The sequence below is a fragment of the Photobacterium sp. genome, assembly GCF_033720175.1.
Classification (GTDB): Bacteria; Pseudomonadota; Gammaproteobacteria; order Enterobacterales; family Vibrionaceae; genus Photobacterium.
In genome coordinates this window covers 90,325-105,964 of record NZ_JAWWDA010000003.1, presented here as the reverse complement: position 1 = coordinate 105,964, position 15,640 = coordinate 90,325, and the positions used below count along the sequence as shown (strand labels likewise).

General features: G+C 46.4%; 13 protein-coding genes and 1 riboswitch. Of the genes, 12 read left to right on the top strand and 1 reads right to left on the bottom strand.

The window, feature by feature from the left end; genetic code table 11:
- The first annotated feature begins 6 nt into the window (after window positions 1–6).
- The 12 genes from torA to R3289_RS04845 all read left to right on the top strand — a co-directional run bounded on the left by torA (window position 7) and on the right by R3289_RS04845 (window position 14,539).
- Complete coding sequence (gene torA, locus R3289_RS04900; RefSeq protein WP_318924372.1) at window positions 7–2,538, top strand: trimethylamine-N-oxide reductase TorA; 2,532 nt, start codon at window positions 7–9, stop codon at window positions 2,536–2,538.
- Between the two features lie 194 nt (window positions 2,539–2,732).
- Window positions 2,733–3,386: a molecular chaperone TorD gene (gene torD, locus R3289_RS04895; RefSeq protein ID WP_318924553.1), complete on the top strand. Its 654-nt coding sequence runs from the start codon at window positions 2,733–2,735 to the stop codon at window positions 3,384–3,386.
- 504 nt (window positions 3,387–3,890) lie between these two features.
- Entirely contained in the window at window positions 3,891–4,895 is a 1,005-nt protein-coding gene (locus R3289_RS04890; RefSeq protein WP_318924371.1) for a substrate-binding domain-containing protein, read from the top strand.
- A 235-nt stretch (window positions 4,896–5,130) separates the two neighbouring features.
- Window positions 5,131–5,237: riboswitch (cyclic di-GMP riboswitch) on the top strand.
- Between the two features lie 122 nt (window positions 5,238–5,359).
- Entirely contained in the window at window positions 5,360–5,950 is a 591-nt protein-coding gene (locus tag R3289_RS04885) for a TfoX/Sxy family DNA transformation protein (protein ID WP_318924370.1), read from the top strand.
- Window positions 5,951–6,291: 341 nt separating this feature from the next.
- The gene (locus R3289_RS04880; RefSeq protein ID WP_318924369.1) at window positions 6,292–6,564 is read left to right on the top strand and encodes a hypothetical protein; all 273 of its coding nucleotides are present in this window, start codon (window positions 6,292–6,294) and stop codon (window positions 6,562–6,564) included.
- Between the two features lie 119 nt (window positions 6,565–6,683).
- Entirely contained in the window at window positions 6,684–7,271 is a 588-nt protein-coding gene (locus R3289_RS04875; protein WP_318924368.1) for a carboxymuconolactone decarboxylase family protein, read from the top strand.
- 13 nt (window positions 7,272–7,284) lie between these two features.
- Complete coding sequence (locus R3289_RS04870) at window positions 7,285–9,564, top strand: FAD-dependent oxidoreductase (RefSeq protein ID WP_318924367.1); 2,280 nt, start codon at window positions 7,285–7,287, stop codon at window positions 9,562–9,564.
- Window positions 9,561–10,736, top strand: a complete 1,176-nt coding sequence (locus R3289_RS04865) for an ABC transporter substrate-binding protein (protein WP_318924366.1) — start codon at window positions 9,561–9,563, stop codon at window positions 10,734–10,736. Before R3289_RS04870 ends, R3289_RS04865 begins: the two co-directional genes overlap by 4 nt.
- A gap of 184 nt (window positions 10,737–10,920) precedes the next feature.
- Complete coding sequence (locus R3289_RS04860) at window positions 10,921–12,630, top strand: thiamine ABC transporter permease (protein WP_318924365.1); 1,710 nt, start codon at window positions 10,921–10,923, stop codon at window positions 12,628–12,630.
- Window positions 12,596–13,246: an ATP-binding cassette domain-containing protein gene (locus tag R3289_RS04855; protein ID WP_318924364.1), complete on the top strand. Its 651-nt coding sequence runs from the start codon at window positions 12,596–12,598 to the stop codon at window positions 13,244–13,246. The genes R3289_RS04860 and R3289_RS04855 overlap by 35 nt, the downstream gene beginning before the upstream one ends.
- Window positions 13,239–13,847, top strand: a complete 609-nt coding sequence (locus R3289_RS04850; RefSeq protein ID WP_318924363.1) for a CDP-alcohol phosphatidyltransferase family protein — start codon at window positions 13,239–13,241, stop codon at window positions 13,845–13,847. Before R3289_RS04855 ends, R3289_RS04850 begins: the two co-directional genes overlap by 8 nt.
- A gap of 149 nt (window positions 13,848–13,996) precedes the next feature.
- The gene (locus R3289_RS04845) at window positions 13,997–14,539 is read left to right on the top strand and encodes a hypothetical protein (RefSeq protein WP_318924362.1); all 543 of its coding nucleotides are present in this window, start codon (window positions 13,997–13,999) and stop codon (window positions 14,537–14,539) included.
- Window positions 14,540–14,646: 107 nt separating this feature from the next.
- On the opposite strand, the gene punR is transcribed toward R3289_RS04845, so the two are convergent.
- The gene (gene punR / locus R3289_RS04840; protein ID WP_318924361.1) at window positions 14,647–15,549 is read right to left on the bottom strand and encodes a DNA-binding transcriptional activator PunR; all 903 of its coding nucleotides are present in this window, start codon (window positions 15,547–15,549) and stop codon (window positions 14,647–14,649) included.
- Window positions 15,550–15,640 lie beyond the last annotated feature (91 nt).

Here is a 15,640-nt window from a genome sequence, read left to right as displayed (position 1 = left end):
TCCTATATGGCGACTCAAATTCTAAATAAAGGCGTATCACGCCGTCGCTTCCTGTCCGGAATGGTTGCTGCGAGTGCTGCGACTGTCGTGGGTACAAGCCTGCTGGCACCACGCAAGGCCATCGCGGCATCAGAAACACAAGCAAAGTTCACCGGCGAAGTACTTTCTGGCTCTCATTGGGGGGCTTTCCGTGCCAAAGTTGTTGATGGTGTTTGGGTAGATACGGTTCCTTTCGAGAAAGACCTACACCCTACGCCAATGATCAACGGCGTACGTGAAGTCGTTTACAACCCCGCTCGTGTGAAATACCCAATGGTACGTATTGACTGGCTGAAACACGGCTTTAAGTCAGATACAACCCAGCGAGGTGACAACCGTTTTGTTCGTGTGCCATGGTCTCAGGCTTTGGATTTCTTCTACCACGAAATGGAACGGGTACAGAATAGCTACGGCCCAAGTGCGCTATACGCTGGCCACACCGGCTGGCAGTCAGTTGGTAAACTGCACTCTGCCGGTACGATGATGAGCCGTGCACTTGGCCTTCACGGTACTTACCTTGGAAAGATGGGTGACTACTCAACGGGTGCCGCGCAGGTAGTTCTGCCTTACGTTGCCGGGGCAATGGAAGTTTACGAGCAGCAGACATCTTGGCCGCTGGTTCTTGAACACTCTGACACCATCGTAATTTGGGGCTCTGACCCAATTAAAAATCTCCAGGTTGGCTGGCTGGTACCGGATCACAGCCCGTATGCCTACTATCAGCAGCTGGCTGAAAAAGTGAAGAACAACGAAATCAAAGTCATCTACGTTGATCCGGTTCGTTCTGAAACCCAAAAAGCGGTCGGTGGCGAGCAGATCCCAGTTAACCCGCAAACCGACCTTCCGTTGATGCTGGCTATTGCGCATACCCTGTATACCGAAAACCTGTACAGCAAAGATTTCATCGCTGACTACACCACAGGTTTCGACCAATTCGTTCCTTACCTGACCGGTGAGAAAGATGGCGTAGAAAAGACACCTGAATGGGCAGAAACAATCTGCGGGATCAAAGCAGACGACATTCGCGTTCTTGCTCGCCAGATGGCTTCTGGCCGTACTCAGATCATTGGCGGCTGGTGTCTACAGCGTATGCAGCACGGTGAGCAGTATGCGTGGATGCTGGTTGTTATTGCTGCAATGCTGGGTCAGATCGGTCTGCCTGGCGGCGGTTTTGGGTTCGGCTGGCACTACAATGATGCAGGCTCTGTCACCTCAAACGGCCCGCTTATGTCAGGCTTTAGTGGTGTGACTGGTGTTGACCCGATTCACAATGGTTCATACAAGGGTTACTCGACCTACATCCCAGTTGCCCGTTTCGTTGACTGTATCGAAAACCCGGGCAAAACCATTCAGTGGAATGGTCACGATGTGAAATTCCCTGAGATGAAGATGGCTATCTTCTGTGGTAACAACCCATTCCACCACCACCAGGATCGCAACAAGATGATCAAAGCGTGGCGTAAGCTGGAAACGGTTGTGTCTGTTGAGCACCAATGGACTGCAACCTGCCGTTTTGCCGATATTGTCCTTCCAGCCACAACCACCCATGAGCGTAACGATATCGAACAGTATGGTAACCACTCCAATGCCGGTATTATCGCACTGCCAAAAGTGGTTGAGCCTCTGTTTGAAGCTAAAGATGATTTTGATATCTTCCGTGAGCTATGCCGTCGTTACAATCGCGAAGAAGCGTTTACCGAAGGTAAGACACAGATGGAGTGGATTGAACAGATCTATAACGGTGCGCGTCTGCAGGGCCGTGGGCTGGGCGTTCGTATGCCTAACTTCAAGAAGTTCTGGGAAGGCGAAGGCTTTATTGAGTTCCCAGAGGGCAAAGAGTGGGTTCGTCACGAATCATTCCGCAAGGAACCGGATTTAGAACCACTAGGTACAGCGTCTGGCCTCATTGAAATCTACTGTAAGACCATCGCAGACATGGGTTACGATGATTGCCAAGGTCACCCTATGTGGTTTGAAAAGACAGAGCGTAGCCACGGTGGCCCGCGTTCGAACAAGTTCCCACTTAATATGCAGAGTACGCACCCGAACCACCGCCTGCATTCGCAGCTCTGCTCTTCAACAGAGCACCGCGCGACTTACTCTGTAGCAGACCGTGAGCCTGTCTACATCAGTACTGTCGATGCGAAAACGCGTGGTATTAAATCTGGTGATATTGTTCGTGTATTCAACGACCGTGGTGAAGTTCTTGCCGGGGCCGTTGTGACTGATGACTATAAGTCAGGTGTTTGTCGTATTCACGAAGGTGCCTGGTACAGCCCGCTTGAAGGTGGTAAACCGGGTACACTTTGTACTTACGGCGATCCAAACGTGCTGACTCAGGATGTCGGCTCATCGAAATTGGCTCAGGCAACAACAGCCGCTTCTGCGCAGGTAGAGATCGAGAAGTATACCGGTAAAGTACCCGCGGTAACGGGTTTCAACGGTCCGGAAGAAGTCACTGATATCAACCCGCTCTTCCCGGCGATGGACTTAGCGTAACTCGCGGTATTCAGGAGTAGCTTTATCCGAAAAGATATCAATAGCCTGCAGTTGCAGGCTATTGATAAATTTATAGGCGATGAATGTAACAACATTGCCTTTCTTTACCCATAAATAGAGCCTATTCACATATAATCATTACAACATCCTGTTTTATGTGAATAGGTTTTTAAGTGTCTGGAGTGACAGTGATCATGCAAGAGTTTATTGCTTTCAACGAACAACGTGCTGAAATTTACTGGTGGATGTCTTCACTATTAGCTCGTGAGTTGACAACGGAAGATTTGATGGAATATCACGGTGACGAAATGTTCACCTTCTTGTCTGGTCTTGGTATGACACCAGAGCTTAAACAGCCTGTCGAGTCATTCCGCGAGGCGACTAACCGTTTAAAAGTGCGTGAAGATGCACAACTTGAGCTGGCAGCAGATTTTTGTGGCTTATTCCTGAGCACACCAAAGTCTGGCGCTCTGCCATATGCTTCTATTTATGTTGGTGAAAGCGGCCTGCTGAACGACAAACCGGCGCAGGACATGAATAAGCTAATGGAGCAGTATAACATTGCTCAACATAAAGAATTCAATGAACCCGCAGACCACATTGCTGTTGAGCTGGATTTCATGGGTAACCTGATTATCTTAGCTAACCGACAAAAAGACGATGAAAAGCGAGAAGAGGTAATGCAGGCACAGCTGTCATTTGTGAACAGCATGCTATTGAACTGGCTGCCAATCTTTGCCCAAGCATGTAAAACCCGAGATAGCTTTGGTTTCTATACCGCAGCCGTTGACCTGCTTGTTGCATTTTGTCAATTAGACTCGGCATTCCTTGCCGGAGAAGAAGAATAACCTAATCGGTCGTCGTAAAGACTGATACTATCTCCCTTGCCGGCATTACATGCCGGCTTTTTTTATACCAATTTCATTAATTATTGATCCCCATTCGGTTCTCAATTATATCGGTTCAACAAAAAAGCCAAGTAATAGCCTTTCACAAAAACGATCAAACCGTATTTATCGGTACATTGTTATGAGCCTAGTTTATTGAAATCGCATAAAAATTGTTGATGTCTATCAAGTAATTTCCTCTTGGTAAACAGAAATGTTGCACTGTGCGCTACACTCAGTAAAATGTGAGCGCAAGCGATTACACAGTGAAACGCCTTTTGGGGCTAACAAAAATACTACGCCGCCCGTTAGAGAAGCGGCTTTTTGACGTTTTATACTTTGTGAAATATCTATCGTACCAAATTGAATAAATAGGTAATTGACGGTTGCGTAGTTACTCAATTTGGTATCAGTTAAGAATCGGTCGGATAAGACCTCTGACTTACAATTATTAGAAGAATAAATATGGCAACGATTAAAGATGTTGCACGTATGGCTGGCGTGTCGACCACAACAGTTTCTCACGTGATCAACAAAACTCGCTTCGTGGCAGAAGCAACACAGAAAAAAGTACTGGCCGCCGTTGATGAACTCAACTACGCACCCAGTGCCGTAGCACGAAGCCTCAAGTGCAATACGACTCGCACCATTGGGATGTTGGTAACCAAATCAACCAACCCGTTTTTTGCTGAACTCGTTCATGGTGTTGAAGAGTATTGCTATAAGGAAGGCTACACCCTGATCCTTTGTAATACCGAAGGTAACTTATCTAAGCAACGTGACTACCTGCGCATGCTAGCTGAAAAGCGTGTTGATGGGTTGCTTGTTATGTGTTCTGATCTCGATCAAGTGCTACTTGATCTGCTTGAACGTAAAAGTGATCTGCCAATGGTGATCATGGACTGGGGCCCGGAAAGCCCACATACTGATAAGATTCAGGATAATGCTGAATTTGGTGGCTACATTGCTACCAAGCATTTTATCGAGCATGGGCATGTTAAAATTGGCTGTCTGTCAGGTCATATTGATAAAATAACGTGCCGTGAGCGTTTGAAAGGTTTTAAAAAAGCAATGGCAGAAGCCAATCTGACCGTGAATGAAGATTGGATTCTCGAAGGCGATTTTGAATGTGAGTCTGCTGTTGTCGCGGCTAACCAGTATATTGCAATGAAAGAGCGCCCTACTGCCATCTTTTGTTTCAACGACATTATGGCCATGGCGCTGATCAGTACTTTTGAGCAGGCCGGTATACGCGTACCTGGCGATATTTCTATCATCGGTTACGACAACATTGAACTAGCACCCTATTTTTCACCACCGTTGACCACAATCCACCAGCCCAAACGCCGCTTAGGTAAAACGGCTGTCGAAATTTTGATGGAACGCATGAAAAATAAGAGTCATGCCCGTCGTATATTTGAGATGGAGCCTCAATTAGTGATCCGGAAATCTGTCAAAGATTTAAACTGAACCCGCTGATCCCGGTAACATACAATAAAAGCCGACATGTCATCATTTGTCGGCTTTTTAGCTATTAATCTACCATCATAAAAACTGATCGATTAACCCAAACAAATACATGCAATAAATATAACTAATGCCCTTTTTTGTATGCCCGTAGCACATAAAAAAGAAAATAACTCAAATCAAGATCGCATTTTTAAACACTTGAAGAAGTGTCTTATCTACGATAATATTTGTCCCGTCACGAACAAGGCAAACCACGCGAAAGAGTGGGACGCAAAGCTTCCGGCCTAAAAGCCAAGTAGTTTATTAATAACTTACTTAACTTATGGTAGCGGGGTTACCGATGGATTTTTGCTCTGATATGGTCAAATTCTCACACACATTTGACAAAACTATCAGGTAACCTGCTAATCTCTTCATCGCTCAGATGTTAGGTGACTCAAAGTATTTTTTCACCGAGAAGAAGCATGGATAAATCAGTACTAAAAGATTCACTAAAATTATTTGACTGTTTAGATTGTATCAGGTCACGCTCAATGTTTGGCGGTTTTGGTATTTTCGCCGGTGAAACTATGTTCGCTCTTGTAGTGAATGATAAATTACACTTGCGTGCAAACGCCGATAATGAGCAAGAATTTAAGGAGGCCGGCCTTGAACCATATGTGTACAAGAAGCGCGGATTTCCTGTTGTCACGAAGCATTATGCGATTCCTGAACAATGGTGGAATGACACAAGTAAAATTCTCAGTCAGGCAAAACGCTCTCTAGCAGCAGCCCAACAAGATAAAGAAACCAAAAGCAATACCGGGCCTAATCGTATTAAAGACCTTCCGAACCTACGTTTAGCCAATGAACGAATGTTAAAGAAAGCAGGCATTGATACTATCGAACAACTTTTTGATCTTGGCGCACTTGATGCTTACAAAGCCTTACAGCAAACGCATCAAGAGTCATTAAATGTCGAGTTGTTATGGGCATTGGAAGGTGCGATCAGTGGTAAACATTGGTCTGTTATTACAGAACAGCGACGTACCGAATTATTGTCTGAGTTACCATAAACAATTAACCATCAAAGAGGCGTATCACGCCTCTTTTTTAATCACACTTCTCAACTCTCTTCCCCCAAAACCGTTTATACAATAAGACTCATAACGCCATCTATCTATCAGTGTCAAATATTGAACCCCTCTCACAAAGATGCTCATAAATGCATCAATAAGCTGTCAATTGATATTAATGTTTGTAAAATCAGGCCGGTATTATTTACTGAGAGGTTGCTATGTTCTGCTCCAAGCCTTTCCCAGGTCAAACAGATCACATATTTAAAGACAAATTTTGTAAGTGGCCCAAACTACTTCGCAGTTTGATTTTTATCAGTTTGCTTCCTCCGTTTGTGGCAATGTTTTTTGTTTACAACCAGCTTGCACCGTTAGATCTGCTGTATGACATTCTTACCATCATTGCTGCCTTTAACCTGTTAATGCTGTTTTGGGGATTAATCCTTAAGATAAGGGCTAAAAAATACTGGTACCGTAATTACCATATAGGTAAAACCATGTTGTTCGCTTTAATTCCTGTCGTGGCCTGCGGCTACTTACTCGCCACAGAACAATCTGATCCTCAGGTTGCACAGCAAGTTGAGATCCGAAGTGTTGAAATAACCACCAACTAATCGAATTATAAGAACAATTTCATAAATTCCTGAAATATTCATACCCTTAGCCCGGTCTTTGTTGCTACGTTGGTATAGCATTGCGTTATGCCAAACAACTACAGCAATAAGGGTCCAAAGTGCGTATTTCCGTTAAGCCTCGTTACTCTATTTTTATCAAACCATTACTTTGGCTTCAAAAGCGCCATTACGGGAAAGTGTTAAATCCTGCCCTGCTTTGGGGAAGGCGTCCGGCACTGTTCTGGCTCGTTGCGGCTTTCTTTGGTTTTCTCGACCGAAAATCATCACCGCTTTCTCCCGTTATCCGCTCTCTAGTTTGTGTTCGTGTGTCACAACTCAACGATTGTGCCTTCTGTGTTGATGCCAACGGTATGAAACTCGCCGAACGCTGTAACTCTGTCGAAAAAATCAAGGCCCTTGCCCACTGGCAGCAAAGTGAATTATTCACCGAGCAAGAGCAGATTGTTTTAACCTATGTCGAAGCGATGACGGTTACGGGCCAACGCATTAGCGAAGAAATGCTCGTTGATCTTAAAAAGTGGTTTGATGAAGATAGTATTGTCGAGTTAACGGCATTAGCGGCATTCCAGAACTTATCCGCCAAATTTAATACCGCACTTGATGTTCCTTCGCAAGAACTGTGCTCTTTACCGATACAAGTTAACGATGAGCAGGACTCATCAACAGCTGAATCACAAATTAAATAGCAAGAGGTGTCTCATGGATAGAAAAAAACGCTTGCTCCTCGTTACAATTTTCACCCTGATAGCACTTTGGTTCGCATTTGATTTGGGGCAATACTTTACCCTGGAACAAGCTAAGGCTCAGCAACTAGCGTTAAAAGATACGATTGCCGAACAACCTCTGTTATCGAGTCTGGTGTACTTTTCCGTTTATGTGATTGTAACCGCTCTGTCACTGCCTGGTGCCGCTATCATGACGCTGTTAGGTGCTGCATTATTTGGTTTCTGGTGGAGCTTAGTGCTGGTATCATTTGCCAGTTCGATTGGCGCTACCCTGGCGTTTTTATTCAGCCGTTTTATTTTACGTGACTGGGTACAAACGAAATTCGGCAGTCGTATTGCTCCGATTAATGCCGGCATCGAAAAAGACGGAGCCTTCTACCTGTTCACCCTGCGTTTAATTCCCGTGTTTCCATTCTTTGTGGTAAACCTGTTAATGGGTTTAACCCCGTTGAGTACCCGTATGTTTTACGTCGTGAGTCAGTTGGGTATGCTGGCAGGTACCGTGGTGTACATCAATGCGGGTACTCAGTTAGGCGAAATTGAAACATTAAGCGGTATTATTTCAGCGCCTGTATTAGCCTCTCTTGCGCTGCTGGGTGTATTCCCTCTCGTTGCTAAGATCATCATGAAGATTATTAGTCAGCGTCGTGTATATGCTGACTGGCAGCGTCCTGATCAATTTGATCAGAACATGGTGGTTATTGGTGCGGGTGCCGGCGGCTTAGTCAGCGCTTATATTGCCGCCGCGGTTAAAGCCGAAGTCACACTTATCGAAAAGCATCAAATGGGGGGGGACTGCCTCAATACCGGGTGTGTGCCATCGAAAGCCATTATCCGCGCGGCACATGCCATGGCTGAAATTGCTCGTGCCCATGAATTTGGTATTACTACTGACAAGCCACAGGTCAATTTTCAACAGGTGATGGCTCGGGTTCATAACGTTATCGCGAAAATCGAACCCCACGACTCAGTCGAACGTTACTCCAAATTGGGGGTCAACTGTGTCAAAGGCGAAGCACAAATCCTTTCCCCATGGGAAGTAGAAGTCAATGGCAAGCGCATCACCACCCGTAATATTGTTATCGCAACAGGTGCCCGTCCATTGGTCCCTAACATTCCGGGACTGCAAGATGTTAATTACTTAACGTCGGAAACAATCTGGTCTCTCAAAGAGCAGCCAAAACGCTTGTTAGTTCTGGGTGGGGGCCCGATTGGCTGTGAGCTCGCACAGAGCTTTAGTCGTTTAGGTAGCAAGGTCACCATCGTTGAAATGGCAGAGCAATTACTCATTCGCGAAGATGCCGACGCCTCGCTTTTAGTCAAAGCAAGCATGCTCAAGGATGGTGTTGATATCAGACTTGGCCATAAAGCGATACGCTTCGAGTCCGTTACAGCTAAAGGACTCACCCAAAATAATGAAACACTTGTTCAACGCGCTTATCTGGAAAACAACGGTAAACAGGTCGCTATTGAATTTGATGCCGTCATGCTTGCTCTTGGTCGCGTAGCAAATGTTCAGGGGTTTGGTCTTGAACGGCTCGGTATTGCGACAACAGAGCGTGGCACCGTAGAGGTGAACGATTACCTGCAAACCAAATATCCTAATATTTTTGCCGTCGGTGATGTGTCGGGACCTTTTCAGTTAACCCACGCAGCGGCACACCAGGCATGGTATGCCGCCGTCAACGGTTTGTTTGGTCAGTTTAAGAAGTTCAAAGCCGATTATTCCGTATTGCCCGCAGTAACTTACACCTCCCCCGAAATTGCCAGAGTCGGTATTAACGAGAAAGAAGCACAACACCGAGGGATCAGCTATCAAGTGGTTACTTATGGCATCGACGATCTTGATCGGGCGATCACAGACGGCGAAAATTATGGTTTTATCAAAGTGATCACTCCGAAAGGCAGAGACAAAATCCTCGGCGCAACAATTGTAAGCCATAATGCCGGTGAGCTACTTACTGAATTTACCTTAGCCATGCGTCACGGATTGGGGTTGAATAAAATACTGGGAACGGTTCATCCCTACCCGACTATGAGCGAAGCCAATAAGTATGCAGCTGGTGTCTGGAAACAGGAAAATGCCCCCCAGGTACTGTTAGCCTGGGTGAAAAAGTACCACACCTGGATGCGGCACCAAAAAGCCTCAGAAGAAAACCAGTCAGATATAATAAAGAGACAAACAGTCAACGCAGAAGAATCAGTAAGCATTAAATCAGTGACAGCATTAAACGAGAATAAGGACGTTCAATGAAAAAACTAGTTATGGGGCTGGCACTATCGCTAGCCTGCAGTTTTGTAAGTGCGGAACAAGCTTCCCCTCAGCCGCCGGAGCAATGGCAGAGTATTGAAAGTAAGGCGAACGGGCAAACGGTCTACTTTAATGCCTGGGGTGGCAGCCAGGAAATTAACGACTATTTGCGCTGGTCAGCGAAGCAACTTAAACAGCGTTACAACGTCACACTTAAGCATGTGAAAGTGGCTGATATTGCAGAAACCACCCAACGGTTACTGGCTGAAAAGACGGCCGGTAAAGACAGCGACGGCAGTGTCGATCTGGTTTGGATCAATGGCGAGAACTTTCGTTCGATGAAACAAGGAAAGTTATTGTTCGGACCTTTTGTCGATCAACTCCCCAACTGGCAATATGTTGATCAGCGCTTGCCGGTTTTTGAAGATTTCACCGAACCAACGGAAGGATTAGAAGCCCCCTGGGGGGTTGGACAGCTTGTTTTCATTCATGATAAACAAACCCTGAATAATCCACCGCAAAGTTTTTCTGAGCTACTGAGCCTGGCGAAAGCATTTCCCGGTAAAGTCAGTTATCCTCAGCCACCTGAATTTCATGGCAGCAGTTTCTTAAAAGCGGCATTAATTGAGCTGACGAATGACAGGCCCGCGCTTTATCAACCCATTGAACTGAATAAAGATAAATCACGCTTTGAGCGGGTTACAGCACCATTATGGCAGTACCTTGACCAGTTTCATCCGGTCGCATGGCAACAAGGTCGACGTTTTCCGTCAGGTACAACCGAAACCATTCAATTATTGGATGATCGGCAGCTACTATTAGCCATTACATTCAACCCCAATGCAGCTAATGCCGCGATCGAGCACGGTACGCTGGCAGAAACCGCTCAGGCTTACGCCTTCAACCAAGGGGCACTATCGAATATTCATTTTTTAGCCATTCCATGGAATGCGTCCGCAAAAGAGGGTGCTCTGGTAGCAATTAATTTTTTACTGAGCCCTGAAGCTCAAGGACGAAAAGCCAATACCAGCATCTGGGGTGATCCTTCGGTGCTGAAAGAAGAAGCTCTGGATAGTGGTAGCCGAGGTTTTGCATTATTCAAACCCGTTGCCGAGCCTCACCCAAGCTGGCTGACAGCCATTGAACAAGAATGGCAGCGCCGGTACGGGCATTAATTCTAGACAAGTAAAAAGTAAAAAGTAAAAAGTAAAAAGTAAAAAGTAAAACTAGAATACGAGTGTCGAGATCCTGCAAACTCGGCACTCTTTCTCATTATTCATCAGGCATCAGGAAGACCACGGATACATATGCACTATTATTTTTATACCCGACTCAGATCACTTACGCTTTGAGTCTGCCATGATCCGTTTTCTATACCTGGCAACCATTGCGATATGTGCACTGCCCTTATTACCCGGGGTCATCGGCATTGCGATCCCAGCGTTTTCCTGGTTACCCGCACTTGGCTTAGATTCCCCAAACCTGTCTGCATTTTCCTCGGCCTTGCACTGGCCGGGGCTGAGCCGGTCCATATTACTGACACTGATTTCGGGTGTCGGCAGCACAATACTGGCAACCACATTTTGCTTTCTGATTTTACAGGCAAACTGGAACAGTTCGCGCTGGCAGCGAATTGAGCATCTGATCGCACCTATGCTGGCGCTGCCTCATGTCGCATTTGCCATTGGTTTTGCCTTTACATTCTCCCCGACAGGATGGCTATTCCGCCTTGCTGAAACGGCAGGCATCGACACAGCATCGCTGTTTGCTTTCACTCAAGATCCGTATGGCATTGGACTGATGCTGGCGCTGGCAATTAAAGAAACCCCTTTTCTATTGTTAATGAGCGTTTCAGTACTCCATCAAATACGCTTGAATCAATTACAGGCGGTTGCTTCCGGTCTGGGCTATAGCCACCGCGAGAGCTGGCTGAAAGTCATTTTACCGCAGTGGTTGCCTAAAATGCGGATGCCGATCTACGCCGTATTAGCCTATGGCCTGTCCGTGGTTGATATCGCTATGATCTTAGGGCCATCACGCCCGCCAACATTAGCGATATTAGTCTGGCAGTGGTTCAGTGAACCCGATCTTACCCAGATCCCCCGGGCAGCGGTCGGTGCTATCATATTGCTTGTGCTTGCTTTCGGCGTATTAGCACTGGCTCGTCTGATCGAATGGCTGCTCTTCGATATTAAGCGCCAATGGCAATATTCAGGCCCGTCATCCAAACAGAAGAAATCAGTCTTACGCGGTGCTTACTTGCACTGGCCCTTTACAATTGTGCCTGTCATTGTGGTTCCCGTCCTGATCGTCTGGTCTTTTGCCCAACGATGGCGCTTTCCTGATCTGCTGCCCAGCCGCTATAGCACACGTTTCTGGCAACAAGAAAGCGAATCATTGATACAGCTGGTATCCAATAGTATTTTGCTGGCATTTAGCAGTGCACTTATCGCATTGGTGCTGGCTATCGGCTGTCTGGAACACCGGCAAAAGTACCAGCGAGGAATCCCAACCTGGCTTATCGCCTTCGCGATGGTGATCCCCCAGCTTTCTCTCTTATTCGGCATTCAGGTTTCCACTTACCTGTTTACCGACCAGCACTTTTGGTTATGGGTAATATGGAGCCACGTTCTTTTCGTTTATCCATATCTTTATCTGGCATTAGACGGGCCATGGCGAACCTATGATATTCGACTGGAACAGTCTGCCCGCAGTTTGGGCTTAAGTGCGTGGTCTGCCTGGTGGCGAGTAAAGCGTCCACTCATGATGCCGGCTATCTGGCTGGCTCTTGCCGTTGGGATAAGTGTGAGCCTGGCACAGTATCTGCCAACCCAAATCTTAGGTGCGGGACGTATCTCGACATTAACAACCGAAGCCGTGGCATTAGCCAGCGGGCAGGATCGCCGAGTCAGTGCAATTTACGGATTATTACAAGGGTTATTACCCTTAACTTTCTTTACCCTAGCGCTTATTGCCAGTCGCTTCTCAGGAAGCTATTCCTCTCGCAGTCAGCAACAACGGAGTACCAACACGGATGACCTTATCTGTGGAAAACCTCACTATAAGTAACGGCACTGTGCCGCTTATTTCGTCTGTGACCTTTAGCGTCAATCAAGGTGAAGTATTAACCTTAATGGGACCAAGTGGCTGTGGTAAATCCAGCCTGCTCAGTGCGGTTGCGGGGCATTTAAGTCCGACGTTTACCCTGCAGGGAAAAATCTCGCTGAATAACCGTTCAATGAATGAACTGGAACCGGATCAACGACGGATTGGAATTTTATTTCAGGATGATCTGCTCTTCCCTCATCTTAACATCTGGGAAAACCTGGCCTTCGGCCTGTCCCGGAACATAAAGAGAAGTGACCGGAAAAAACATGCCATTGCAACCCTGCAACAAATTGGATTAGAAGAGCTTGCAAATCATATGCCAACAGAAATATCAGGCGGTCAACGAGCCCGCATCAGCCTGATGCGTACCTTACTGGCTAAGCCCGAAGCGGTTTTACTTGATGAGCCTTTCAGCAAGTTAGATAAGGAATTACGAACCGCTTTCCGTCAATTTGTCTTTGAGCAAATAAAAGCACAGAACATTCCAGCGCTGATGGTCACCCATGATGATGATGATATTCCCGAAGGTGGTAATGTATTGCGCTGGCCCTGGAATAAGGAGTCTCGTCATGATTGATCGTTATGCCATTAAAATGATTCGCAGGCCTTTACAATCGGCTGCAGCCCTACCGGATAAAATTGGGATCACCGCGAATCAGGTAACAATAACCGGATTCTTACTGGGATTACTGGCACTGCCTGCCCTCGCCTTTCAGCAATATGACTGGGCTTTGGCTTTTATTCTCATTAACCGATTGTTTGATGGTTTAGATGGTGCAATAGCCCGTCGACAAGGCATCACCGATTGCGGTGGTTTCCTTGATATCACCCTCGATTTTCTTTTCTATTCGATGGTGCCATTTGGCTTTGTTCTGGCCGATCCTGGCGCTAATGCCGTTGCTGGTGCATTTTTAATTTTTGCCTTTATCGGTACGGGATCAAGTTTCCTCTCTTTTGCCATCATGGCAAGCAAGCTCAATATCGAAAACCTGGTCTATAAACAAAAATCGCTTTACTACATTGGCGGCCTGACCGAAGGAACGGAAACGATTGCCTGTTTCATCCTGTTCTGCCTCTTTCCGCAGCATTTCTCAACTATAGCCTGGATATTCGGCACCTTATGTTGGGTTACAACAGCCACACGGATCTGGGCAGGCTATCAAACGCTGAGAGATTGAATAAACATTTATTCCCGTGCCACTACAGTTTGAATTTCGCCATACTTACGCATTTGAAAATAACTCCTATACTTCAAGTTGAGTTTTCAGGCCACGGTATTGACATGGTATGCCGTGCCAGAGAAAGTCACCGAAGAGGAAGAATCAGTATGGTCAACAATCTCACACAAAAGTTTATCTTGCCGCTTATTCTATGCACATCAGGTATTGGGGTCAGTTTCGCTGAAGATGACGTTGCAAGTATCATTGCTAAAGCAAGATCAGCCGCGCCAGCTTCCATTAGCGAAAATGCGACTGTAATGGCTAACGGTAAGGTCATTGCCGAGGGCAGTAATGGCTGGACATGCATGCCAGACACAATGCCGAATGACGGCGCCCCTATGTGTAACGATGCATTATGGATGACAATGTTAAACGCGGTGGGTAATAAAGCCCCTTTTGAAGCAACCGGCATTGGGGTTTCCTACATGCTTCAAGGAGATCTGGGGGCTGGTGTCAGCAATTCAGACCCTTATCACCCAGAGCCTAAAAAAGCTGCGGATTATACCGAATCAGGTCCGCATTTGATGATTATTCTTCCCAAGGAGTTACTTGAGGGAATAACCGATGATCCCAATTCGGGCGGGCCATACGTAATGTGGAAAGATACCCCCTATAGACACCTCATGGTGCCACTAGGAGATAAAGAGTAAACTGAAGCACCCGTTATCGTTATAATAGCGGGTGTCTTTACCCGAAGTCACGGTGAGCCTGATCCCCTGCACCATTAACTGTTCAGAAACTATATTCGACATCATGACTAACGCATCCATTCACGGTGTAACTGGTCGCTGTCACCCAAATAATCAAGCAACCACTCAAGTGCCGGATTCGTACTTTCGGTTTTCCAGGCCAGGCAACACGGGCTGACCGCCGGTTTATTTATTAACTGTTTTTCTACCAGCGCACCGGTCTCAATATGCGGTATCGCCATGTGCGCAGGCATCACACAAACGCCTAATCCTGCCTTTAAACATTGCATGGCACTGTGCCAGTTTGGCACCATAATACGGCGCTGGTTATCCATCAGCCAAGTGACGCGTTTGGGCAAGGTTCTGGATGTATCTTCAATACAGATGGCAGGATACTGCGCAAGCTCATCAGAGCCAAGTTGATGCTCAGTCTTTGCTAACGGATGATCTTTGGAGACCACAAATTTCCAGAATAGTGTCCCCATATCGCGGTAAGCGAAATATCCACCAACAGGAACTGCGGCTGTTGCACCAATCGCAATATCTGCACGACCATCCGCCAGCGCATCCCAGACACCATTGAACACCTCCATGGTCAAATGCAGCTCAACATCGGGAAAAGCCTGATAAAAGTCACGCACCAAGGTATTAACCCGACTTTCACGTACAACGGTATCTAGCGCAACCGAAACACTTTGTGACCAGCCGTTGGCTACCCGCTGGGTCTGTAAACGCATCTGTTCCATCTGTTTGATAAGATTGCGTGCTTCTTCGACAAAATACTCGCCGGCAGGCGTTAATTTCACCTGCCGGTGCATGCGAACAAATAAATCGACCGCTAATCGCTCTTCTATTAACCGAACGGTATAGCTGATTGCACTTGGCACTTTGTGTAATTCTTCTGCGGCAGCAGAAAAGCTGCCGCGCCTGGCAACAACATCAATAACTTGCAGATCATTGTACGAAAACATATCAAATCAATTTTTTTGAAAGCAATGTTGAAATATTACCGTTTCACAGTGAGGAAAGCCACAACTACACTTGCACGCAATGTTATTTCAA